A 21203-nucleotide genomic window follows, 5' to 3' on the forward strand; every position below is an offset into this window, starting at 1 on the left:
CCACAAAAAGGTTGTCGCAAAATATGTCGAACGGCGTAGCGACTTGCGCGGCGATTTCCCCACGGGCAGGCGCCGAAGCGCCTCAGAACGCGAAAGTCTCGCCGATCGCGCGCTCGCCGACGAGGAAGGCGTCCGCGACCAGCTGGAGCGGACGCACGTCAACGTCACTCTGCTTTGCCGCCACCAGCTCGGCGAAGCGCGCATAAAGCCGGGCATATTCGCGGTCCGGTGCCTTTTGCTCGTCTTCGCCCGGAAGTTGCAGGATGCTGCCGCCCATGCCGAGGCGCAGCGTACCGGAATCGGTGTCGACCTCGATGTCCCAGGTTTGCGGGCCGGTCTGGAGGAAATCGAAATCGGCGGTCACCGGGGCGCCCGCGCAGCGCATGTGGAGCTTGGCGCGCAGCGGCGAGGCGCGCCCTTCGGGCACTTCCATCCATGCTTCGTCGAGCAGCAGCGCTTCGGGCAGGATCGCGGTCACGATCGAGAGCGCGTTGATACCCGGATCGAACACGCCGAAGCCGCCCGCCGCCAGGATCCATTCCTGCCCCGGGTGCCAGCGGCGGATGTCCTCGCGCCAGGTAATGCGCGCGGCCTTGATCTGCTTGCCCTGGAGCCAGGCCTTGGCGGGCTCGACGCCGGCGGCCTCGCGCGAATGCCAGGTGGTGAACAGCGTCACGTCCTTGGCGCGGGCGCGCTCGGCCAAGTCGAAGATTTCGGTCAGCGTCGCGGCCGGCGGCTTTTCCAGCATCACGTGCAGCCCGGCCTCGATCGCGATGCGTGCCTGATCGTAGCGGCCCTCGGGCGGGGTGCAGAGCGAGACGGCGGTGAGATCATGCCCGCCGGCAATCAGCGATTCGATGTCCTTGTGCGCGGCGACCCCGTCTACCGAGGCGTTGCGGCTTGCGGTGGCGACCAGCTCGAAACGGTCATCGCCTTTCAGCGCCGGCAGATGCTGATCGCGCGCGATCTTGCCGATGCCCACCAACCCAAGACGAATCCGCTCCGACATATCAGGCAATCCTTTTATAAGATATATATGCTTCCTATGGGCGTGCGCGGCGGTTATCAAGGTCCGCCTGTACGCCCCAAGTTGCGCCGTAGCGGAGGAATCATGACCGAAGAAGCTGGAACTCGTCGCGCGGCGCTGCGCTCGCGGTCCTGGTTCGACAATCCCGATAACCCCGACATGACCGCGCTCTATGTCGAGCGCTACCTCAACTTCGGGCTGAGCCTGGAGGAACTGCAATCGGGCAAGCCGATCATCGGCATCGCCCAGACCGGCAGCGACCTCAGTCCCTGCAACCGCCACCATCTCGAACTCGCCAAGCGGGTGCGCGAGGGAATTCGCGAAGCCGGCGGCATCGCCATCGAGTTTCCGACCCATCCGATTCAGGAAACCGGCAAGCGTCCGACCGCCGGGCTCGACCGTAACCTCGCCTATCTCAGCCTGGTCGAGACGCTGTACGGCTACCCGATCGACGGCGTGGTGCTGACCATCGGTTGCGACAAGACGACCCCGGCCTGCCTGATGGCAGCGGCGACCGTGAACATTCCCGCGATCGCGCTGTCGGTCGGGCCGATGCTCAACGGCTGGTTCAAGGGCGAGCGCACCGGCTCGGGCACGATCGTGTGGAAGGCGCGCGAGATGCTCGCGGCGGGCGAGATCGACTACAAGGGCTTCATCCAGCTCGTCGCCTCGTCGGCGCCGTCGACCGGCTGGTGCAACACCATGGGCACCGCGACGACGATGAATTCGATGGCCGAGGCGCTCGGCATGTCGCTGCCGGGTTCCGCCGCGATCCCCGCACCCTATCGCGACCGCGCCGAATGCGCCTATCGCACCGGCCTGCAGATCGTCGAGATGACCCTCGCCGACCGCAAGCCCAGCGACGTGCTGACCCGCGAGGCCTTCCTCAACGCGATCCGCGTCAACTCCGCGATCGGGGGCTCGACCAATGCGCCGATCCATCTGAACGCCATCGCCCGCCACATTGGCGTCGAGCTGACCCTGGAGGACTGGGAATCCCATGGCGCCGACGTGCCGCTGCTGGTGAACCTGCAGCCGGCGGGCAACTATCTCGGCGAGGATTTCTACCGCGCCGGCGGCGTGCCCGCGGTGATGGGCGAGCTGTACCGCGCCGGCTTGCTCCACAACGATGCGCTGACCGTCAACGGCCGCACCGTCGGCGAGAATATCGGCACGGCCGAGATCGAGGACGACGACGTGATCCGTCCGCTTGCCGCGCCGCTGCGCCCGGCGGCGGGGCTGACGGTGCTGTCGGGCAACCTGTTCGACAATGCGGTGATGAAGCTCAGCGTGATCTCGGACGAATTCCGCGCGCGCTATCTCTCCAACCCGGACGATCCCGGCGCGTTCGAAGGCACGGCGTTCGTGTTCGACGGGCCGGAGGATTATCATCACCGCATCGACGATCCCGCGCTCGGCATCGACGAGAACAGCATCCTGATCATGCGCGGCGCGGGGCCGGTCGGCTATCCCGGCGGTGCCGAGGTGGTCAACATGCGCCCGCCGGTGGCGCTGATCCAGGCGGGCGTGCACGCGCTGCCGTGCTTGGGCGACGGTCGCCAGTCGGGCACCAGCGGCAGCCCGTCGATCCTCAACGCCGCGCCGGAAGCGGCGGTGGGCGGCGGGCTCGCGCTGGTCCGCACCGGCGACCGGATCCGCATCGACCTCAACACGCGCAGCGCCAACATGCTGGTCAGCGACGCGGAACTGGCGCAGCGCCGCGCGGACCTGGGCATCGACTATGTGCCCGAATCGCAGACGCCGTGGCAGGAGATCCATCGCGGGCTGGTCGGTCAGTTCGATGGTGGTGCGGTGTTCGAGAATGCGGTGAAGTATCAGCGCATCGCCCAGACCAAGGGTCTCCCGCGCGACAGCCACTAAGCGGTCGCGGCAACGGCCCTCCCTTCGTCATTCCGGCGGAAGCCCGAATGCATTGGCGCTGCCGTCGCGGCTCGTGCTGCGGCCGAATGGTGACTGGATCCCGGCTTCCGCCGGGATGACGATGAAGGGGAGGGCGTTCGCTTCCCAATCTCAGGCGCGCCGGGCGGTGGGCCGCCTGCCGAGCTGGTCGAGCGCATCGGCATTGTCGCGCCCCCAGGCATAGAGCAGTTCGACCGGCTCGACGAAGCGGTTGCCCAGCGGTGTCAGCCGGTATTCCACCGCCGGCGGCACCGCGTTCTGCACGATCCGGTCGATCAGCCCCACCTCCTCCATCTCGCGCAGCGTCTGGGTCAGCATCTTCTTGGAGATGCCGGGCAGGCTGCGCAGCAGCACGCCGCTCCGCGCGGCCCCGCCATGCCGGGCGTGGAGCGTGTGGAGCACCATGCTTGTCCATTTGGTGGCGAACAGCGCCAGCACGCGGCGCGGTGCGCAATCCTCCCGCCATTCCGAATCCGCCGTGCCGGGGTGCATAGGTGGGTACCTTCTGGTGCCTAGGTTCCGATTTGGTGCCGTCTAGAAGCCGCGCGACCGGCTGCCTAGCTCGCTCTCCAACGCTTTATGGAGGCAGAAATGGCCAAGACGGCTTTGGTGGTAGGCGCAAGCGGCATCGTCGGCAGCGCAACGGCGGACCTGCTGGTGGCGCAGGGCTGGACGGTGCACGGGCTGGCCCGTCGACCGGTGGAACAGCCAGGCGTGGCGCCGGTCGCCGCCGACCTCACCGATGCGGCCGCGACCGCGCAGGCGCTGGCGGGCGTGAACCCCGACGCGGTGTTCATCACCACCTGGCTGCGGCAGGACAGCGAGGCGGAGAATATCCGGGTCAACTCGGCGATGGTGCGCCACCTGCTCGACGGGCTGCCCAGGCCGACCGGCCCGCGCCACGTCGCGCTGGTCACCGGGCTCAAGCATTATCTCGGGCCGTTCGAGGCCTATGGTAAGGGCAGCCTGCCGCAGACGCCGTTCCGCGAGGAGCAGGGTCGGCTCGACGTCGACAATTTCTATTATGCCCAGGAAGACGAACTGTTCGCGGCAGCGGCGCGCGACGGCTTCAGCTGGAGCGTCCACCGCCCGCACACCGTGATCGGCAAGGCGGTCGGCAACGCGATGAACATGGGAACCACGCTCGCGGTCTATGCGACCTTGTGCCGCGAGACCGGTCGGCCGTTCCGCTTTCCCGGCTCGGCCGCGCAGTGGAGCGGGCTCACCGACATGACCGACGCCGGCCTGCTCGCCCGGCACCTGCTCTGGGCAGCGGAGACGCCGGGCGCGGCCAACGAGGCGTTCAATGTCGTCAACGGCGACGTCTTCCGCTGGCAATGGATGTGGGCGCGCATCGCCGCGTGGTTCGGGCTGGAGCCGGCGCCGTTCGACGGCACCGTCCAGCCGCTCGAGCAGCAGATGGCCGGCGATGCGGACTTGTGGCGCACCATCGCCGAGAGCGAGGGGCTGGCCGAGCCCAACCTCGCCCGCCTCGCCTCTCCCTGGCACACCGATGCCGATCTGGGGCGCCCGATCGAGGTGGTCACCGACATTTCGAAGAGCCGCCGGATGGGCTTCACCGCCTATCAGCCGACCGACGACGCCTTCTTCGCGCTGTTCGAGCGGCTGCGCGCGGACCGGCTGATTCCGTAAGCCTGCGCGCGAGGGCGCGGAAACGAAAAAGGCCCGCCTCCTTTTCGGAAGCGGGCCTTTTTCGTTGCCAGTTGGCGGTGCCTCAGGCGGCGGGCGCCTCGGCCTCGTCGCTCTTCACGGTGCGACGGCGGCGGGGCTTCTTCGGCGCTTCCTCGTCCGCGGCTGGCGCCGCATCGGTGCCGATCGCGGGCGGGAGGATCGCGGCGTCGATGCCGTGCGACGCTTCGGCCTCGACCGGGGCTTCGCGACGCGGGCGACCGCGACGGCGGGGCGCCTCGGCGGCCTGCTCGGCGACCGGCGCTTCGATGGCGGGCGCCTCTACCGGTGCGGCTTCGACGGCATGGCCATTGGCCTGGCCGTTCGATGCGCCGTTGCTGCGCTCGCGGCGGTCTTCGCGATAGCTGCGCTGCTCGCGGCCCTCGCGCGGCTCACGGGCTTCGCGGGGCTCGCGTTCTGCACGCTGCTCACGGTCGCCGCGCGGTTCGCGGGCTTCGCGCTCGTAGCGGGGTTCGCGCTCGCGACGGGGCTGCTGCTGCTGGCGGGAGGCGTCGCCCTCGTCCTCGCGGCCGGCTTCGCCTTCCATCTCGAACTCTTCTTCGTCGCCGTCGAATTCCTCGCGCTGGCGGCGCTGCTGGTTCTGCTCTTCGAAGCGCGAGCGATTCTCGTTCAATACGCGGAAATAATGATCGGCGAACTGCAGATAATATTCGGCGTTGACGCGGTCGCCCTGCATCTGGGCGTCGCGTGCCAGGTTCTTGTATTTCTCAAGCAACTGGGCGGCGTTACCACGGGCGCGGTTATCGATCCGACTACCATTGCCCTGATTGTTCGAGCTTCCGCCCTGGCGCTGTTGCTGGCCGCCCCGGCCGCGACGGCGGCCGGCCTGACGATTGTTGATCAAGGTCTTTGTGTCCTGTCTTTACAAAGCCGTACGTCGATCCATCGAGGTTCCGGATGCAGGGTTACGTTCGCGGGCGGTGCCGGGGTATCCCAGCGCCTACCGCTTGCCATGGCCGCCGGACTGCAGCGGCACACATGACCATGGAGTCGGGCCTCAGCCCTTTATCTCAACAACTTGGTTGAAGGTGCCTCGCCCCGGCCTTCTTCTAGCCGCTGGCGTACCAATCTCCAAGCAGAAATATGTGACGTTTGCGCGTAGTTTCAAGTCAGCCGGACCACGCGCGGTCGTCCACCCATGTCTTTATAGACGCTTGAGGACAGGCCCTGTTCCTGGCCGAGCAAAGAAACTGCATCGCCTTGCGTCCATCCGATTTCGATCACGGCCGCGCCGCCGGGGGCGAGCAGGGCGGGGAGGGCGGGGACGATGCGGCGATAGTCGTCGAGGCCGTCGGTACCGGCGAACAGCGCCTCCGCCGGCTCGTGGTCGAGCACCTGCGGGGGGAGGGGTTCGTCGGTCCCGATATAGGGCGGGTTGGCGAGGATCAGGTCGAACTTGCCGTCGATACCCGTGGTCCAGTCGCCCTGGCGGAATGCGGCGCGGTCCGCCATGCCGAGGGCCTCCGCATTGCGCCGCGCATAGCCGAGCGCGGCCTCCGAGGCGTCGACGCCGAGTCCCCGTGCCTCCGGCCATTCGGCGAGCGCGGCGAGGAGCAGCGTGCCCGGGCCGGTGCCGAGGTCGAGGACGCGCTGCGGCACGCGGGTGCCGAACCAGGCAAGCGCGGTCTCGATCAGCGTCTCGCTGTCGGGGCGGGGAATCAGCACGCCGGGGCCGACCGCAAGGTCGATCGTCCAGAAGGCGCGGGTGCCGGTGATATAGGCGATCGGCTCGTGGGTGCGGCGGCGGGCGAGGAGCGCGGCGAAGGTCTCGGGCGCGGGATCATCGAGACGACCGAGCAGCAGCATGTCGCGGCTGGTGCCCAGCGCGTGCGCCATCAGCAGCTCGGCATCGAGCCGGGGCGTGTCGGAGACGGCTTCGAGCTGGCGGGCGGCGTCTGCGAGCGCTGCGCGTACGGTCACGGCTTGGCGCACCGAAATTCCTCCCCGTACCGGGGAGGAGCTTTAGCCATCCAGCTGCGCAAGCCGGTCGGCCTCGTCCTGCGCGACTAGCGCGCCGACCAGTTCGTCGAGCTCGCCTTCCAGGATCTCGGGCAGGCGGTGCAGCGTCAGGTTGATCCGGTGGTCGGTTACCCGCCCTTGCGGGAAATTGTAGGTCCGGATCCGCTCCGAGCGATCGCCCGAGCCGACCATTGAACGTCGCGCGCCGACCCGTTCGGCTGCCAGCCGCTCGCGCTCGGCCTCATAGAGGCGGGTGCGGAGCACCTTCATCGCCTTGGCCTTGTTCTTGTGCTGCGAGCGCTCGTCCTGCTGGATCACGACGATCCCCGTGGGAAGGTGCGTGATCCGCACCGCGCTGTCGGTGGTGTTGACGCCCTGGCCGCCGGGGCCCGAGGCGCGGTAGATGTCGATGCGCAGATCCTTGTCGTCGATCTGCACGTCCGCTTCTTCCGCCTCGGGCAGCACCGCGACGGTGGCGGCGGAGGTGTGGATGCGCCCGCCCGCCTCGGTGGCGGGGACGCGCTGGACCCGGTGGACGCCGCTTTCGAACTTGAGCTTGGCGAACACGCCGGTGCCGGTGATGCCGACCACGACTTCCTTGTAGCCGCCCGCTTCCGAGGTGCTGGCCGAGATCAGCTCGGTCCGCCAGCCGAGCCGATCGGCATAGCGCTGGTACATGCGGAGCAAGTCGCCCGCGAACAGCGCGGCCTCGTCGCCGCCCACGCCGGCACGGATTTCGAGCAGCGCGGGGCGCTCGTCGGCCGCATCTTTGGGGAGCAGGGCGAGCGCCAGCTTGCGCTCGGCCTCGGCGAGCGTGCCCTCATTGGCGCGGAGTTCCTCCACCGCCATCGCGCGCAGCTCGTCATCGGCCTCCTGCGTCATCTGCTGGAGCGATTCGCCCTCGGCACGCAGCCGCCGCACAGTGCCCGCCGCGACCGCGACCGGCTCGATCTCGGCATATTCCTTCGAGACCTGGACGAAGCGATCGCCGCCGAGCTCGCCCGACGCCATCAACGCCTGCAACTCATCGCGCCGCGCCTCGATCGCCGCAATGCGGTCCGGCGGGATACGGGTCATTCGGTTGGGCCGCCCCAGGCAATGTTGCCGAGCACGGCCTCGATCGCGGCGGCGTCGCCGACATTGACCTTGAGCCGCTTCGACGTGGCTTCGTCTGCGACGCCCAGCGATAGCAGCGCATCGGGATTGCTCTTCACCGCCTTGTCGAACCGCTTGCGGGGCGAGCCGGTGGCGAGCAGTTCGGCGGCCAGACCGGCGCGGCGCAGCGCGGACACGGCACGCACGCCATCGGCCTGCACGCGGTCGTCCTCGACCACGACATAGACCTGGATCGCGGCGGCCTTGGGCTCCTCGATCAACATTGCCAGCCGCTCGACGCCGGCTGCCCAGCCCACGCCCGCGGTCTCGGGGCCGCCGAGCGAGCCGATCAGCCCGTCATAGCGGCCGCCGGCCAGCACGGTGCCCTGCGCGCCGAGCCGGTCGGTGACGAACTCGAACGCGGTGTGGCGGTAGTAATCGAGCCCGCGCACCAGCCGCGCATTGCGCGTCCAGGCGACGCCGGCGGCATCGAGTCCGTCGGTCACCGCCTTGAAGAAGGCGGCGGCTTCGTCGGTCAGGTACGCATCGATGTCCGGCGCGCTGTCGGCGATCGGACGGTCGCGCGGGTCCTTCGAATCGAGGATGCGTAAGGGATTCTTTTCGAGCCGCGCCAGGCTGTCCTCGGAAAGCTCCCCCTTGTGCGCCTCGAAATGCGCGACCAGCGCGGTGCGCCAGGCATCGCGGGTCGCGGCATCGCCCAGCGTGTTGAGCTGCAGCGTCACGCCCTCGGCGATGCCGAGCTCCTTGAGCAGCTGGTCGGCCAGCACCAGCAGCTCGACATCGGCGGCGGGCTCGGGCGCGCCGAGGATCTCGGCGTCGATCTGGTGGAACTGGCGATAGCGGCCCTTTTGCGGGCGCTCGTAGCGGAACACCGGGCCCGAGGTCGCGACCTTCAGCGGCGCGAACTGCTGCCAGCCCTCGCTGATATAGGCCCGCGCGATGCCGGCGGTGAATTCGGGGCGCAGCGTGATCGAATCGCCGCCGCGATCCTCGAAGGTGTACATCTCCTTGGAGACGACGTCCGAGGTCTCGCCCATCGAGCGGGCGAACACGCCGGTCGCCTCGAAGATCGGGATCTCGAGCCGCTGGAAGCAATAGAGCTTGCGCACCCGATCGAACACTTCGAGCACCGCGGCGAAACGCCGCTGGTCTTCGCCGAAAATGTCCTGGGTGCCCCGGATGCGCTGGGGGGTCTGGATACGTGCCATTTGGGCGCGGCTATTAGGCCGGTTTCGGGTCCGCCGCAATGCAGGCGAGGGGAGGTGCTGTCCTGTTGAAGCGGGACGCGCGTGGGCCTAGGGCTCCGCCCATGAGTCGCATCCTGTGTATCCTTGCCGCGCTGCTCGGTTTCGGCGCCGCTTCGCCCGCTTCCGCCTATTGGGAATATGGCCACGAGACGGTGGGCGCGATCGCCTATCGCAACGTGACGCCCGCCGTGCGGGCGAAGATCGATGCGCTGCTCAAGCGGCAGGCGCTGCTCGAGACGCCGACCTGCCCGGCCAACACGATCGAGCAGGCGAGCGTCTGGGCAGACTGCGTGAAGACGCTCGGCCCGCGCTTCAGCTACGCCTATTCGTGGCACTACCAGAATATCGACATCTGCAAGCCGTTCGACCTCAAGCCGCCCTGCCGCGACGGCAATTGCGTCTCGGCGCAGATCGAGCGCGACGTGAAGCTGCTCAAGGACCGCACGGTACCGGTGCGCGAGCGGGTAATGGCGCTGGTGTTCCTCGTCCATTTCGTCGGCGACCTCCACCAGCCGCTCCACGCGGGCGATCACAGCGATCTCGGCGGCAACAAGGTGAAGACCAATTACGGCGCCTTCGCCAGCGCCAGGCTCAACCTCCATTCGGTGTGGGACGGCTATCTCGCCGAGCGCGCGATCTCGCAGCCGCCTTCGCCGGTGCGGGTCTATTCGGCCGCCGAGCGCAATGCGGCGTGGGGCGGCAGCGTCGAGGACTGGAGTCGGGAGAGCTGGCAGGTCGCGCGCGACGTGGTCTATCCGAGTGCGGCGGGCGCGGCGGTGTGCGCGCCGGGCGAGCATCCCGCCCATCTCGACGAGGCAACCATCGCCAAACTGGTGCCGGTCGCCCGCGAGCAGGTGGTGCGCGGCGGGCTGCGACTGGCGAAGCTGCTCGACGAAGCGCTGGGCTGACGTTTCGCTGGTCGGGGCGGGCTGCTATATCCCGTCCATGAAGAAGGAAACGCATGTGCTGGAGAGGCCGCCCGAGGGCGCGGCGGCGGACTGGACGATCCCGCAGGACTGGGCGGCCTATACCGCGGAGGAACACGCCACCTGGGACAGGCTGTTCGCGCGGCAGGCGAAACTGCTGCCGGGGCGCGCCTCCTCGGCCTATCTCAAGGGGCTGGAGGCGCTGCGGCTGTCCGAGTCGGGCATCCCCAATTTCGAGGAATTGTCCGAACGGCTCATGAAACTGACCGGCTGGCAGGTCGTGGCGGTGCCGGGGCTGGTGCCGGACGACGTGTTCTTCGACCATATGGCCAACCGGCGCTTCGTCGCGGGCAACTTCATCCGTCGGCCGGACCAGCTCGACTATATCCAGGAGCCCGACGTGTTCCACGACGTGTTCGGCCATGTGCCGATGCTCGCGGACCCGGTCTTCGCCGATTATCTGGAGGCCTATGGCCGCGGCGGGATGCGCGCGCTGGAGCTGGGGGCGCTCAAGCAGCTCGGGCGGCTCTACTGGTATACGGTGGAGTTCGGGCTGGTCGAGGAAGCCGAGGGGCTGCGAATCTATGGCTCGGGCATCGTGTCGAGCTCTGCCGAGAGCGTGTTCGCGCTGGAGAGCGACAGTCCCAACCGGATCCGCTTCGACATGCAGCGGGTAATGCGGACGGACTATCGGATCGACGATTTCCAGCAGAATTATTTCGTGATTCCCAGCTTCGAGGCGCTGCTCCGCGAGACGCTGGAAACCGATTTCGCACCGCTCTATGCCGAGATCCTGGCACAACCCGACATTCCGATCGCGGCGATCCTGCCGGGGGACGAGGTGATTACGCGGGGTACGCAGGCGTATGCGGAGGGGAAGGCGGCCTCCTGATCCTCTCCCTCGAGGGAGAGGATAGCGTAGCTTGGCGCGTCAGCGCCTAGCGAAGCTTGGAGAGGGTGAGCGGCGCGCCAGCGCCGCGCTACTGTCCGGTGGCCGGACCGCCCCTCTCCCTCCCAACGCCTAACGGCGGGGGGGGCAGTAGCGGGTGGGGAGGGGGTTTAAGGGCTCGCAATCTGAAATCGCTCCCGCTACCCGACCCCTCATGTCGCGTTCGCCCCGCCTTGCCTTCGCCGTAGCTGCGCTCGGAATCGCCAACTACTCGGTGATGGACGCGGTGATGAAAGGCATGTCGATCGCGCACGGCGCCTATAGCGCGGTGCTGTGGCGCTCGATTGGCGCGATCGTGCTGCTCGGGCCGATCTTCCTGCTGCGGCGGACACCCTTGCCCGGCCGCCAGGCACTGAAGCTCCACTTCGCCCGGGGCGTGCTGGCGGGCAGTTCGGTGGTGCTGTTCTTCTGGGGCCTCGCCCGCGTCACCATGGCGCAGGGGATCGCGCTCACCTTTCTCGCGCCGCTGATCGCGATGTTCCTCGCCGCCGCCTTTCTTGGCGAGCGGATCCGCCGCGCGGCGATCGGCGGCTCGCTCGTCGCCAGCCTGGGCGTGCTGACCATCGCCGCCGGCCAGGCGCAGGCGCATGCCTCGACCGAGGTGGTGCTCGGCTCGATCGCGGTGTTCGCCGCTTCGATCCTCTATGCGGGAAGCCTGATCCTGCTCCGCCAGCAGGCGCAGGTCGCCGATCCGATCGAAGTCGCGCTGTTCACCAGCCTCGTCCTCGCGTTGGTGATGCTGCCCGGCGTGCCGTGGTTCTCGGCGATGCCGTCGCTGGCACTTTGGCCGTGGATCCTCGGCGCCGCGCTGGTCGGCTCGATCTCCGCGGTGCTGCTCGCCTGGGCCTATGGCCATGCCGAGGCGCAGGTGCTGGCGCCGGTGGAATATACCGCTTTCGTCTGGGCGGCATTGCTCGGCTATGTCGTGTTCGACGAGCGCGTCTCGGGCTGGACGGTCGCGGGCGCGCTGCTCATCATCCTCGGGTGCCTCGCCGCGATCCGCGGCCGCGTCGCCCCCGCACCCCAGACCGAGGCCGCCGCATGACCCAGATCCGTTTCGCCACCCCCGCCGACGTCCCCCAGATCCTCGGCTTCGTCCGCGAACTCGCCGCATTCGAGCGCGAGCCCGATGCGGTGCTCGCAACCGAGCCGATGCTCGAGGCCGCCCTGTTCGGCCCGCGTCCCGCCGCCGAGGCGGTGATCGCGGAAGACGCGGACGGCGCCCCGCTCGGCTTCGCGCTGTTCTTCCAGAACTTCTCCACCTGGACCGGGCTTCCGGGCATGTATCTGGAAGACCTGTACGTCACCCCCGCCGCGCGCGGCGCCGGCGTCGGCAAGGCGCTTCTGCGCCATTTGGCCGATATCGCGGTCACGCGCGGCTATGCCAGGTTCGAATGGTCGGTGCTCGACTGGAACCAGCCGGCGATCGATTTCTACCGCGCGATGGGGGCCACGGGCATGGACGAATGGACGGTGCAGCGGGTGACCGGCGATGCCCTTGCCAGGCTGGCCGGGCGCTGATGGGCTGGATCTACCTGCTGCTCGGCGGACTGTGCGAAGTCGGCTTCACCACCTGCATGCGCTTCACCGACGGCTTTCGGAACATCCCCTGGACGCTCGCCTTCCTCGCCTTCATCGCGGTGTCGATGGCGCTGCTGGAGATGGCCTCGCGCACCGTGCCGCTCGGCACCGCTTACGCCGTATGGGGCGGGATCGGCGCGCTCGGCACGGTGATCGTCGGCATGCTCTGGTTCGGCGAGCCGGTGAGCGCGGTGCGCATCCTGCTGATCCTCGGCCTGGTCGGCTGCATCGCCGGGCTGCGGCTTGCGGGCGGAGGGCACTGATGGCGCTCGACACCGGCCTGCTCGAATGGGTGCGCGAGGCGCTGGCCCCGGTCGGCACGGTGACGATGCGCCGGATGATGGGCGGGGCGACGCTCTATTGCGACGGCACGGTCTTCGCGATCCTCGCCTTCGACGAACTTTGGTTCAAGGCGGATGCGGAAAGCGACGCCGCCTGGGACGCGGCGGGCGCGGATCGCTTCACCTATGACGCCAAGGGCCGGACGATGGTGATGAACTATCGCCGCGCGCCCGCCGACGCCTATGACGATGCCGACGTGCTGCGCGCTTGGGCGCAACTGGCGATCGCCGCCGGCTTGCGGGCGCCGCCGCGAAAGACCCGGAAAAAGGACTAGGCGCACCCCATCTTGTCTGACAAGATCGCGGCAAGACCATCGCGTCAGAGGAGAGAATGTCCGTGAAAGCCAAGTCGCTTCTGCTGCTGGGGGCAGCGCTCGCCGCGACCATTGCGCCGAGTTTTGCCGTGCAGGCCGCGCCGCTCCAGGCCGCCGCCGCCGAGGGCGCGACGCTGCTTGCGCAAACCCCGACCGGCGCCAGCTTCCGCACCGCGCAGGGGGTGCTCGCGCTCACCCTCTGGGGCGACCGCATCCTCCGTGTGACGATGCTGCGCGAAGGGGCCGAGCGCGCGCCCGATCTCGCGCTGGTCGGCCAGCCTGCCAAGACCGCCTGGACGCTCGACCAGCAGCCCGATCGCTACCTGCTCGCCACCCCGGCGATGCGGATCAGCGTCGATCGCAAGACCGGTGCGGTTGCGCTGCTCGGCGCCGACGACAAGCCGCTGGTCGGCGAGACCGATCTCTACCGCCGCCGCCTGGGCGGCACGCCCGATGGCGAGGGGGCGGTGCGGATGGTCTTCGCCATACCCGAGGGACGGGCGGTCTACGGCCTAGGCCAGCACCAGGCCGGGCTGCTCGACTATCGCGGCACCATCGTCCGGCTGCAGCAGGCGAATACCGATGTCGGCGTGCCGGTGCTGGTCTCGCCCGCGGGCTTCGGGCTGTTCTGGAACAATGCCTCGGTCACCGAGGTCGCGGTGGACACCCCGCAGGCGGGCAACCGCATCTTCTTCCGTTCGCAGGCCGGCGAGGGCGTCGACTATTTCCTGTTCGCCGGGCCCGATGTCGACCAGGTGATCGGCGCCTATCGCCAGCTCACCGGTGCCGCCTCGCTGCTGCCGCGCTGGGCCTGGGGGCTGTGGCAGTCGAAGGAGCGCTATGCCTCGCAGGCCGAGCTGCTGGGGGTGGCGGCCGAATATCGCCGCCTCGGCATCCCGCTCGATGCGGTGGTGCAGGACTGGCAATATTGGCCGGCCGGCCGCTGGGGCAGCCACGAAATGGACCCGGCGCGCTATCCCGATCCCAGGGGCATGCTCGACACGCTGCACCAGCAGCACCTGCACAGCATCGTCTCGGTCTGGCCGCGGCTCGATGTCGGGTTGGAGAATACACGCGCGCTCGACGCGATCGGCGGGCTCTACCCCAAGACCTACCCCAATGTGTATCCGGCGGGCGAGGGCCGCTGGTACGATGCCTTCTCGAGCCGGGCCCGCGCGCTCTACTGGAAGCAGATCTCCGATCGGCTCGGCAAGGCCGGATTCGACGGCTATTGGCTCGACGGCAGCGAGGCCGAGCTGGGCGGTCATTGGGGCGAAATGGCCGAGGTGAACACCGCGGCGGGGCCGGGCGCGCTGGTATTCAACGCTTATCCCTTGATGCATACCACGGCGGTGCACGACGGCATGGCCGCCGACTATGCCGCCAAGCGCCCGCTGCTGCTCACCCGCTCGGCCTGGGCGGGGCAGCAGCGCAACGGCGCCTTTACCTGGTCGGGCGACGTCAGCGGGCGGTGGGACGTGTTCGCCAAGCAGATCCCGGCGGGCGTCAATTTCTCGATGACCGGCAATCCCTTCTGGTCGGCGGATATCGGCGGCTTCTTCGGCCGCAGCCCCAAGGATCCGGCCTATCAGGAGCTGTTCACCCGCTGGCTGCAGTTCGCGGTGTTCAACCCGATGTTCCGCATCCACGGCACCGGCGAGGGCAAGGAAGTCTACAGCTTCCCGGAGAGCGTCCGCCAGCCGCTGCTCGATGCGGTCGCGCTGCGCTACCGGCTGCTGCCCTTTCTCTATGCGCAAAGCTGGCAGGTGGCGGATCGCGGTGCCTCCTTCCTCTATCCGGCGGGGATGGTGTTCCCGGAGGACCGCGCGGCGCAGGATCTGCGCGACCAATATCTGTTCGGCCGCAATCTCTTGGTCAGCCCGGTGATCGAGCCCGGCGCCACCTCGCGCACCGTGTATCTGCCAAAGGGCACCGAATGGATCGACTTCTGGACCGGCACGCGCCACGCTGGCGGAGTGAAGCTCCAGGTCGCCGCGCCGATCGGGCAGATCCCGGTGCAGGTCGCGGGCGGCACGATCCTGCCGCTGGGTTCGCCGGTCCAATATGCCGACCAGTCGCCCGATCGCCCGATCGAGCTGCGCGTCTATCGCGGCGCCGATGGCCGCATCACCCTCTATGACGATGCCGGCGACGGTCAGGGCTGGCGCCGCGGCGAGCGCGCGACGATCGCGCTGGCGCTGGACGACAAGGCGGGAACGCTGACGCTCGGCGCGCGGCAGGGGCGCTATCCAGGCATGGCGAAGACGCGGCGGTTCCGGGTGGTGTCGGTGGCGCCGGGTGTCGGCACCGGCCTCGCCGAGGCGGCCGGGCGCGAGGTGGTGTATGACGGGCGGCGCGTGGTGGTGACCCTGTAAGGGCTGCATGAATCCTGCCCCCCCCCCCGTCCTACAAGACCTCCGTCATCCCGGCGAAAGCCGGGATCCATTGCCCTGTGCGCTAGGGGAAAGAACCGCCACATCAGCGCGAATGGATCCCGGCTTTCGCCGGGATGACGATCGACTCGGAGGTTCCGGTGCGCGCCCCTGGCGGGGGAGGAAGCACTAGCCGCCGTCCTTCAATCTGCTACGATCCCCGCAACATAGGGGGAGGATGGGCAATGCGGCATGCGGTGTGGCTTTTCGCGGTGGCATGGCCCGCGCTCGCGCAGGCGCAGCAGCTGCCAACGCCGGACAAGACCGCGCAGGGCGATCTCGCCATCACCATCTACCAGAACGGCCAGGCATTGGTGCAGGACGCGCGTACCCTCGCGCTCGAGGCCGGCCGCACCCGCCAGGAATTCGCCGACGTCTCCGCCAAGATCCGGCCCGAGACGGTGACGCTCGCCGGACCCGGCATCGGCATCGTCGAGCAGAATTTCGACTACGACCTGCTCACCCCCTACAAGCTGATGGAAAAGGCGGTCGGCTCGGTCGTCACCATCGTGCGGACCAACCCCGCGACCGGCGCGGAGACGCGCGAGCAGGCGCGGGTGCTTTCGGCCAATGGCGGCATCGTCCTCCAGATCGGCTCGCGCATCGAAGTGCTGCGCGATGACGGCCTGCCGGTCCGCGTAATCTTCGACAAGGTGCCCGAGAATCTTCGCGCCCGGCCCACTCTCTCGGTCACGCTGCAGGTGGCGAGCGGGGGGCGGGTGCCGGCGACGCTGAGTTACCTCACCCCGGGGCTCGGCTGGACCAGCGACTATGTGATGCTGTTCGACGAGGCGAAGAGCGCCATTGATATGCAGGGATGGATCACGCTCACCAACGATACCGGCACCTCGTACCAGAATGCCGCAGTGACGCTCGTCGCCGGTGCGCCCAGCGGTGCCCGCGCCTTCGGCCAGCTCGAAGGAGACGACACGACGATCGACCAGCCCGGCACCGAGACCGGCCCCCGCGAACGGCTGGGCGACTATATCTTCTATCCGCTCGCCCAGCGCACCACGATCGCCAACGCCCAGCAGAAGCAGGTCAGCTTCCTCGACGTGAAGGCGGCGCCAGCGCGCAAGACCTATGAATGGATCAATGGCTGGCTGGGTGCCGACACCGATCCGCGCAGCGCCGCCTCGGTGCTCAAATTCTCGACGTCGAAGAATGGCGGCCTGGGCGACCAGCTGCCGAGCGGCACGATCCGCGTCTATATGCGCGACCGCAAGGGCGAGCCGCAGTTCATCGGCGAGAGCCGGGTCGATGCCGCGCCGATGGGCTCGGCCATGTCGATCCGCACCGGCGAGGCGTTCGACGTGAAGGGCGCCGCGGTGGTGGTCGAGCGCAAGAAGCTTTCGGCGCGGCGCTGGAAAACGACGATGCGCTACGATTTCACCAATGCGCGCGCCGAGCCGGTCACCGTCGACCTTGCCCAGACCGGGCTGTGGGGCGACGTTCGCGTGACCGACCAGACCCTCGCCGGTGAGCGCGTCTCCGCCGATCGGATGGAGTGGAAGGTGCCGGTGCCCGCCAACGGCAAGGCATCGGTGACCATGGTGTTCGACAGCCGCTACTGATCCGATGCTCGCGCGCATCGCCTTGGCCCTCGCCGCGCTGCTCGCCGCCCTGCCGGCGGCGGCGCAGACGCTCGTCGTCTCGGACACGCCCGATGCGGTGGCGGTGACCGTCTATCGTGACCCCAACCGCGGCGAGGGCGCGATCCGGCGGAGCTGGCCCGGCGGCTATGCGCTGGTCACCGAGACGCGGACGCTGCAGCTGCCGGCCGGTGCGTCGGTGATCCGCTTCGTCGGCGTGTCCGAAGGGATGATGCCCGAGACCGCGATCGTCACCGGCCTGCCGCGCGGGGTGGGGGAAAAGAACCGCGACGCCCGGCTGCTCGGCCCGGCAACGCTGGTCGACGCGTATCTCAAGCGCCGCGTCACCGTGCGGCGCACCGACCGCGCGACCGGCAAGGTCAGCGAAAGCGAGGCGGTGATTCAGGCAGGGCCGACAGGCGGCGTGCTGCTCACCACCGATGAGGGCATCGAGGCGCTGGGCTGTTCGGGGCTACCGGAGAAGCTGGCCTATCCGGGCGTGCCCGCCGATCTCGCCGCCAGGCCGACGCTGTCGGTGACGACCGACAGCCCCCGCGCGCAGACGGTGACGGTGCAGCTTTCCTATCTGGCGCAGGGGCTCGACTGGTCGGCGACCTATGTCGCGCAGCTGGGGGCGGACGATACGCTCGACCTGTTCGGCTGGATGACGGTGGTGAACGGCGGCAGCCAGGCCTTCGCGGAGGCCCGCACCAGCGCGGTGGCGGGGCAGCCCAACAAGGAGAAGGCGGCGCGGTTGCCGCGCGCGGCCGCCGCCGCGCTTCGCCTGCAGTGCTGGCCGATGGGCAGGACGAGCGATGCGCCGGCCAAGGGTGGTGAAGTCCGCCAGATGGTGTCGCCCGTGCCGCCCCCTCCACCCCCGGCACCGCCCGCACCGTCGGTGGACATTGTCGTCACCGGGTCACGGGTCGCCTTCGCGCCGGTGATGATGGCGGCGCAGGAGGATCTCGGCGACCTCAAGCTCTACCGCATCCCCGAGCCGGTGAGCGTCGCCGCGCGCGCCACCAAGCAGGTCGCGCTGCTCCACCGCGAGCGCGTGCAAATGGCGCGGATCTACGCCGGGACGTTTCAGCCTTTCGCCCATGATCCCGATCGCGACGCCGAGAGCGGGCCGGCCGAGATCGTGCTACGCGTCGAGAACCGCATCGAAGCCGGGCTAGGGCTGCCGCTGCCTGCCGGATCGGTCGCCCTGTTCGCGGCGCGCGGGGAACAGCCGGTGCTGCTCGGCGAGTCGGCGCTCAAGGATCGCGCGATCGGTGACGAGATCGAGCTGCGGCCGGGCGACAGCAGCGAGGTCCGCTACACCATCGTCGGCAAGCCCGGCTCGAAGCGGCGCGCGAACTACCGGGTCGAGGTGACCAATGCGCTTGCCAACCCCGTCACCTTCGAGCTGCCGATTCCCTATCGTGACGCAAAGGCCGGCGCGCCGCTCGTTTCGTACAAGGGCGTCCCCACCTGGCGGGTGACCGTGCCGGCCAACGGCACCGCAAGCCTCGACCTCACGCTCAAGCGCGAACGCTGAGCCGTCAGTCGAGGTCGACTTCGCCCTTGAGCGGGTCTTCCACCTGCGCGTCATGGCCGCTGCCCGAGCTGAGGAACATCAGCCCCATCAGCGCCGCGGCCATCATGATGGTGAAGAACACGCCCAGAAAGGTGGCGATCGCAGTGACGATATGGAGCTCGCCCATCGTCGCCCACAGCCAATATTCGGCTACGCCGGCGGCCAGCACCGCCACCACCGCCATCCCCCACAGGATGCGGCGGAACCGCCCCCAGGCGAAGGCGGCATAACCTGGATCATCGAGTCCGTCGGGCTGTTCCATCGCTTTGCAAGTTGGGCCGATTCGTGGGATAAACAACGCCTAAAAAATGAAAGCCAAGGAGAGAAGGCGATGACCATCGCGGCAATCCTCGAAGGCAAGGGGCGAGACATCGTGTCGATCGCCTCCACCAGCACCGTCGCGGAGGCGGTGGCACTACTCGCGGCCCGGCGGATCGGCGCGGTGCCGGTCCTCGACAACGGGCAAGTCGTCGGCATCTTTTCCGAGCGTGACGTGATCCATTGCATCGAGCGCGAAGGCGCGATCGGGCTCGAACTGCCGGTGGCGCGGGTGATGACCGCACCGGCGATCACCGTCGGCCCCGAGGAGACGGTGCTCGGCGCGCTCGCGCTGATGACGCGGCGGCGCATCCGCCATCTGCCGGTGATCGACGGGCAGGCGGTGGTCGGCTTCATCTCGATCGGCGATCTGGTGAAGTATCGGATCGATCGTATCGAGTCCGAGGCCGAGGCGATGCGCGCTTATATCCAGACGGCCTGATGCAGCTCAGCCGGCGCGGTTGCGCACCAGCGCGATCGCACCGCCGAGCGTCTCGCGCGCAAAGCCGAAGAGCAGCGCGCCATAGCTCGCGCCACCGATGCTCACGAGCAGTGCCAGCCGGGGCAGGGGGGCGAGCGGCGGCAGTTCGCGGTCGACAAGGGTGACGATCAGTCCCATCGCCAGCGCCGCGAACACCGGCGCCGCGATCGCCCGGCCGAGCCCCGCATAGCTGACGCCGATCGCCGGCAGCGTGCGGTGTGCCGACAACCCGAGATACAGCGGATAGGCGACGTACCAGGCAGCGACGAGACCGAGGATTCCCCAATGCACGCCGATCAGGAAGGCGATGGGCAGGCACAGCGCACCGGTCGCACCGTTGCGTGCGCTGATGCCCGGCCGCCCGCGCGCGTCGCTGGCCGGCGCGAAAAGCACCTGCAGCGTCATCAGCGGCATCACCAGCGCCAGGCCATGGACCACCGGCGCCGCTTCCGCCCATTTTGGCCCGAGCACCACGGCGACCAGCGGCTCGGCGGTCGCGGCCAGCCCGATATAGAAGGGCATGGCCGCCAGCAGGATCAGCTGCGCGCCCCGCACGAATGCCGCCGCCACCGCCGCGGGATCGTCGCGCATCCGTGCATAGGCGGAGAAGGCGACCTCGTTGAGCGGCGGCACGAATTTCGAGACGAAGATCTGGCTGAGGAACAGGCTGGTCGTATAGATGCCGAGCAGATGCGGGTCGAACATGCGCCCGGCGATGAAGACGTCGGCCTGGCTCTGCAGGAACCAGAAGACCTGCCCCGCCGCCATCACCCCGCCATAGCGCGCCATGTCCCCCGCGCCGCGAAAGTCGAAGCTCGGCCATACCAGCGCCCGCGCCGCCACGGTCATCCCGATCGCGCGGGTGGCGAACAGCACGATCGGGGCGGCGACCAGCGTCCACACGCCCCAGCCGGCATAGGCCCCGGTCAGCGCGGTGATCGCGCCCGCAAGCGCCGAGACGAAATGGACCTGTGCCTGCTTGGCGAAGTCCATCGATCGCGCGAGCAGCGCATAGGGCAGCGCGATGAAGGGCGTGCAGAGATAGAGCAGCGCCTGCACCCGCAGCAGCTCGGCGACCATCGGCTGGCGATAATAGGCCGCAGCGAGCGGCGCGGCCGCAAGCTGGAGCAGCGCCAGGGCGCCATTGAGCAGCAGCAGCATCCCGAACAGCTGGCGCTGCGCCCGGCGTCCGGCGTCCGCACGCTGGATCAGCGCACTCGCGAGCCCATAGCCGTTGAGCATGTTGAGCAGCACCAGCACCACCTGGGTCATCGCAAACAGTCCGTAATCGGCGGGTGCGAGGATACGGATGACCAGGAACGTGGACGACCAGGTGAGCAGCTGCCCGAGAATCTGCGTGCCCGAACGCCAGATCACGGCCCTTCGTACCTGATTCCGGAGCGATTCCGGGGCCTGATTCGGCGATTCGAGCGTTGATTCGGTCACCAGCGGCATATCGCATGCCCCGATTGAGAAGCCGTAAACCGCGGATTTCCGCCATTTTCGGGGCGGCTGTCACGAAAACGACAGAAAGTTTCATTTTCGTGTTGACGGGTTGGGGTCTCGGGCATAGAAGCCACTCCACCGACGCGGTGCTCCTCACCGGGACGCAGCGTTGGTCACCGAAATTCAGGCGCAGCGGCCGCCCCGAGAAAAAGGGGAAAGGCGCAGCGTCGATTTTTGTCGCTCTTTGACATTGTTGGTTTAGATG

General features: G+C 68.5%; 20 protein-coding genes. 12 read left to right on the forward strand and 8 right to left on the reverse strand.

Annotated features, from left to right (window positions below; genetic code table 11):
• Positions 1 to 82: 82 nt before the first annotated feature.
• Positions 83 to 1009: a Gfo/Idh/MocA family protein gene (locus GGR89_RS12220; protein ID WP_125975884.1), complete on the reverse strand. Its 927-nt coding sequence runs from the start codon at positions 1007 to 1009 to the stop codon at positions 83 to 85.
• Positions 1010 to 1111: 102 nt separating this feature from the next.
• Here GGR89_RS12220 and GGR89_RS12225 point away from each other — a divergent pair, with 102 nt between their 5' ends.
• Entirely contained in the window at positions 1112 to 2908 is a 1797-nt protein-coding gene (locus tag GGR89_RS12225; protein ID WP_125975886.1) for an IlvD/Edd family dehydratase, read from the forward strand.
• 150 nt (positions 2909 to 3058) lie between these two features.
• Here the strand turns inward: GGR89_RS12225 and GGR89_RS12230 are convergent, their stop codons facing one another.
• Positions 3059 to 3439 (reverse strand): winged helix-turn-helix transcriptional regulator, encoded by a 381-nt coding sequence (locus tag GGR89_RS12230; RefSeq protein ID WP_125975889.1) that lies wholly within the window; start codon positions 3437 to 3439, stop codon positions 3059 to 3061.
• 99 nt (positions 3440 to 3538) lie between these two features.
• Here GGR89_RS12230 and GGR89_RS12235 point away from each other — a divergent pair, with 99 nt between their 5' ends.
• The gene (locus GGR89_RS12235; protein ID WP_125975891.1) at positions 3539 to 4600 is read left to right on the forward strand and encodes an SDR family oxidoreductase; all 1062 of its coding nucleotides are present in this window, start codon (positions 3539 to 3541) and stop codon (positions 4598 to 4600) included.
• Positions 4601 to 4682: 82 nt separating this feature from the next.
• On the opposite strand, the gene GGR89_RS12240 is transcribed toward GGR89_RS12235, so the two are convergent.
• The 4 genes from GGR89_RS12240 to hisS all read right to left on the reverse strand — a co-directional run bounded on the left by GGR89_RS12240 (position 4683) and on the right by hisS (position 8940).
• The gene (locus tag GGR89_RS12240; protein WP_125975893.1) at positions 4683 to 5501 is read right to left on the reverse strand and encodes a DUF4167 domain-containing protein; all 819 of its coding nucleotides are present in this window, start codon (positions 5499 to 5501) and stop codon (positions 4683 to 4685) included.
• A gap of 260 nt (positions 5502 to 5761) precedes the next feature.
• On the reverse strand, positions 5762 to 6589 hold the full coding sequence (gene prmC, locus GGR89_RS12245) for a peptide chain release factor N(5)-glutamine methyltransferase (protein ID WP_241213356.1): 828 nt from the start codon (positions 6587 to 6589) through the stop codon (positions 5762 to 5764).
• Positions 6590 to 6619: 30 nt separating this feature from the next.
• Positions 6620 to 7693, reverse strand: a complete 1074-nt coding sequence (prfA, locus tag GGR89_RS12250; RefSeq protein WP_125975897.1) for a peptide chain release factor 1 — start codon at positions 7691 to 7693, stop codon at positions 6620 to 6622.
• On the reverse strand, positions 7690 to 8940 hold the full coding sequence (hisS, locus tag GGR89_RS12255) for a histidine--tRNA ligase (protein WP_125975899.1): 1251 nt from the start codon (positions 8938 to 8940) through the stop codon (positions 7690 to 7692). The genes prfA and hisS overlap by 4 nt, the downstream gene beginning before the upstream one ends.
• A 101-nt stretch (positions 8941 to 9041) precedes the next feature.
• Between hisS and GGR89_RS12260 the strand changes: the two genes are divergently transcribed.
• The 9 genes from GGR89_RS12260 (at position 9042) to GGR89_RS12300 (ending at position 18654) form a co-directional block, all read left to right on the forward strand.
• Positions 9042 to 9887 carry a S1/P1 nuclease gene (locus GGR89_RS12260; RefSeq protein ID WP_125975901.1) on the forward strand — a complete coding sequence of 282 codons (846 nt, stop codon included), beginning with the start codon at positions 9042 to 9044 and terminating at the stop codon, positions 9885 to 9887.
• A 37-nt stretch (positions 9888 to 9924) separates the two neighbouring features.
• On the forward strand, positions 9925 to 10797 hold the full coding sequence (gene phhA / locus GGR89_RS12265; protein WP_125975903.1) for a phenylalanine 4-monooxygenase: 873 nt from the start codon (positions 9925 to 9927) through the stop codon (positions 10795 to 10797).
• 211 nt (positions 10798 to 11008) lie between these two features.
• Positions 11009 to 11899: a DMT family transporter gene (locus tag GGR89_RS12270; protein ID WP_125978346.1), complete on the forward strand. Its 891-nt coding sequence runs from the start codon at positions 11009 to 11011 to the stop codon at positions 11897 to 11899.
• Complete coding sequence (locus GGR89_RS12275) at positions 11896 to 12375, forward strand: GNAT family N-acetyltransferase (RefSeq protein ID WP_125978348.1); 480 nt, start codon at positions 11896 to 11898, stop codon at positions 12373 to 12375. Before GGR89_RS12270 ends, GGR89_RS12275 begins: the two co-directional genes overlap by 4 nt.
• Positions 12375 to 12698, forward strand: coding sequence for a DMT family transporter (locus GGR89_RS12280; protein WP_125978350.1), 324 nt, complete (start codon positions 12375 to 12377; stop codon positions 12696 to 12698). Before GGR89_RS12275 ends, GGR89_RS12280 begins: the two co-directional genes overlap by 1 nt.
• A complete protein-coding gene (locus tag GGR89_RS12285; protein WP_125978352.1) occupies positions 12698 to 13051 on the forward strand; it encodes a TfoX/Sxy family protein in 354 nt (117 codons plus the stop codon). Before GGR89_RS12280 ends, GGR89_RS12285 begins: the two co-directional genes overlap by 1 nt.
• Positions 13052 to 13107: 56 nt before the next feature.
• A complete protein-coding gene (locus tag GGR89_RS12290; RefSeq protein WP_125978354.1) occupies positions 13108 to 15465 on the forward strand; it encodes a glycoside hydrolase family 31 protein in 2358 nt (785 codons plus the stop codon).
• 242 nt (positions 15466 to 15707) lie between these two features.
• Positions 15708 to 17096 (forward strand): DUF4139 domain-containing protein, encoded by a 1389-nt coding sequence (locus GGR89_RS12295; protein ID WP_125978356.1) that lies wholly within the window; start codon positions 15708 to 15710, stop codon positions 17094 to 17096.
• 4 nt (positions 17097 to 17100) lie between these two features.
• Entirely contained in the window at positions 17101 to 18654 is a 1554-nt protein-coding gene (locus GGR89_RS12300; RefSeq protein WP_125978358.1) for a DUF4139 domain-containing protein, read from the forward strand.
• 4 nt (positions 18655 to 18658) lie between these two features.
• Here GGR89_RS12300 and GGR89_RS12305 read toward each other — a convergent pair whose 3' ends face one another.
• A complete protein-coding gene (locus GGR89_RS12305) occupies positions 18659 to 18955 on the reverse strand; it encodes a hypothetical protein (protein WP_125978360.1) in 297 nt (98 codons plus the stop codon).
• Between the two features lie 69 nt (positions 18956 to 19024).
• Here GGR89_RS12305 and GGR89_RS12310 point away from each other — a divergent pair, with 69 nt between their 5' ends.
• Positions 19025 to 19453, forward strand: coding sequence for a CBS domain-containing protein (locus GGR89_RS12310; protein ID WP_125978362.1), 429 nt, complete (start codon positions 19025 to 19027; stop codon positions 19451 to 19453).
• A 6-nt stretch (positions 19454 to 19459) separates the two neighbouring features.
• On the opposite strand, the gene GGR89_RS12315 is transcribed toward GGR89_RS12310, so the two are convergent.
• Positions 19460 to 20947 (reverse strand): lipopolysaccharide biosynthesis protein, encoded by a 1488-nt coding sequence (locus GGR89_RS12315; protein WP_125978364.1) that lies wholly within the window; start codon positions 20945 to 20947, stop codon positions 19460 to 19462.
• Positions 20948 to 21203 lie beyond the last annotated feature (256 nt).

The sequence above is a fragment of the Sphingomonas trueperi genome, assembly GCF_011927635.1.
Lineage (GTDB): Bacteria > Pseudomonadota > Alphaproteobacteria > Sphingomonadales > Sphingomonadaceae > Sphingomonas > Sphingomonas trueperi.

What these genes read in the sequence shown, in the direction of transcription:
- GGR89_RS12220 (WP_125975884.1), bottom strand. Translation starts at nt 1,009, where the DNA reads ATGTCGGAGCGGATTCGTCTTGGGTTGGTGGGCATCGGCAAGATCGCG.
- GGR89_RS12225 (WP_125975886.1), top strand. Translation starts at nt 1,112, where the DNA reads ATGACCGAAGAAGCTGGAACTCGTCGCGCGGCGCTGCGCTCGCGGTCC.
- GGR89_RS12230 (WP_125975889.1), bottom strand. Translation starts at nt 3,439, where the DNA reads ATGCACCCCGGCACGGCGGATTCGGAATGGCGGGAGGATTGCGCACCG.
- GGR89_RS12235 (WP_125975891.1), top strand. Translation starts at nt 3,539, where the DNA reads ATGGCCAAGACGGCTTTGGTGGTAGGCGCAAGCGGCATCGTCGGCAGC.
- prfA (WP_125975897.1), bottom strand. Translation starts at nt 7,693, where the DNA reads ATGACCCGTATCCCGCCGGACCGCATTGCGGCGATCGAGGCGCGGCGC.
- hisS (WP_125975899.1), bottom strand. Translation starts at nt 8,940, where the DNA reads ATGGCACGTATCCAGACCCCCCAGCGCATCCGGGGCACCCAGGACATT.
- GGR89_RS12260 (WP_125975901.1), top strand. Translation starts at nt 9,042, where the DNA reads ATGAGTCGCATCCTGTGTATCCTTGCCGCGCTGCTCGGTTTCGGCGCC.
- phhA (WP_125975903.1), top strand. Translation starts at nt 9,925, where the DNA reads ATGAAGAAGGAAACGCATGTGCTGGAGAGGCCGCCCGAGGGCGCGGCG.
- GGR89_RS12270 (WP_125978346.1), top strand. Translation starts at nt 11,009, where the DNA reads ATGTCGCGTTCGCCCCGCCTTGCCTTCGCCGTAGCTGCGCTCGGAATC.
- GGR89_RS12275 (WP_125978348.1), top strand. Translation starts at nt 11,896, where the DNA reads ATGACCCAGATCCGTTTCGCCACCCCCGCCGACGTCCCCCAGATCCTC.
- GGR89_RS12280 (WP_125978350.1), top strand. Translation starts at nt 12,375, where the DNA reads ATGGGCTGGATCTACCTGCTGCTCGGCGGACTGTGCGAAGTCGGCTTC.
- GGR89_RS12285 (WP_125978352.1), top strand. Translation starts at nt 12,698, where the DNA reads ATGGCGCTCGACACCGGCCTGCTCGAATGGGTGCGCGAGGCGCTGGCC.
- GGR89_RS12290 (WP_125978354.1), top strand. Translation starts at nt 13,108, where the DNA reads ATGTCCGTGAAAGCCAAGTCGCTTCTGCTGCTGGGGGCAGCGCTCGCC.
- GGR89_RS12295 (WP_125978356.1), top strand. Translation starts at nt 15,708, where the DNA reads ATGCGGCATGCGGTGTGGCTTTTCGCGGTGGCATGGCCCGCGCTCGCG.
- GGR89_RS12300 (WP_125978358.1), top strand. Translation starts at nt 17,101, where the DNA reads ATGCTCGCGCGCATCGCCTTGGCCCTCGCCGCGCTGCTCGCCGCCCTG.
- GGR89_RS12305 (WP_125978360.1), bottom strand. Translation starts at nt 18,955, where the DNA reads ATGGAACAGCCCGACGGACTCGATGATCCAGGTTATGCCGCCTTCGCC.
- GGR89_RS12310 (WP_125978362.1), top strand. Translation starts at nt 19,025, where the DNA reads ATGACCATCGCGGCAATCCTCGAAGGCAAGGGGCGAGACATCGTGTCG.
- GGR89_RS12315 (WP_125978364.1), bottom strand. Translation starts at nt 20,947, where the DNA reads ATGCCGCTGGTGACCGAATCAACGCTCGAATCGCCGAATCAGGCCCCG.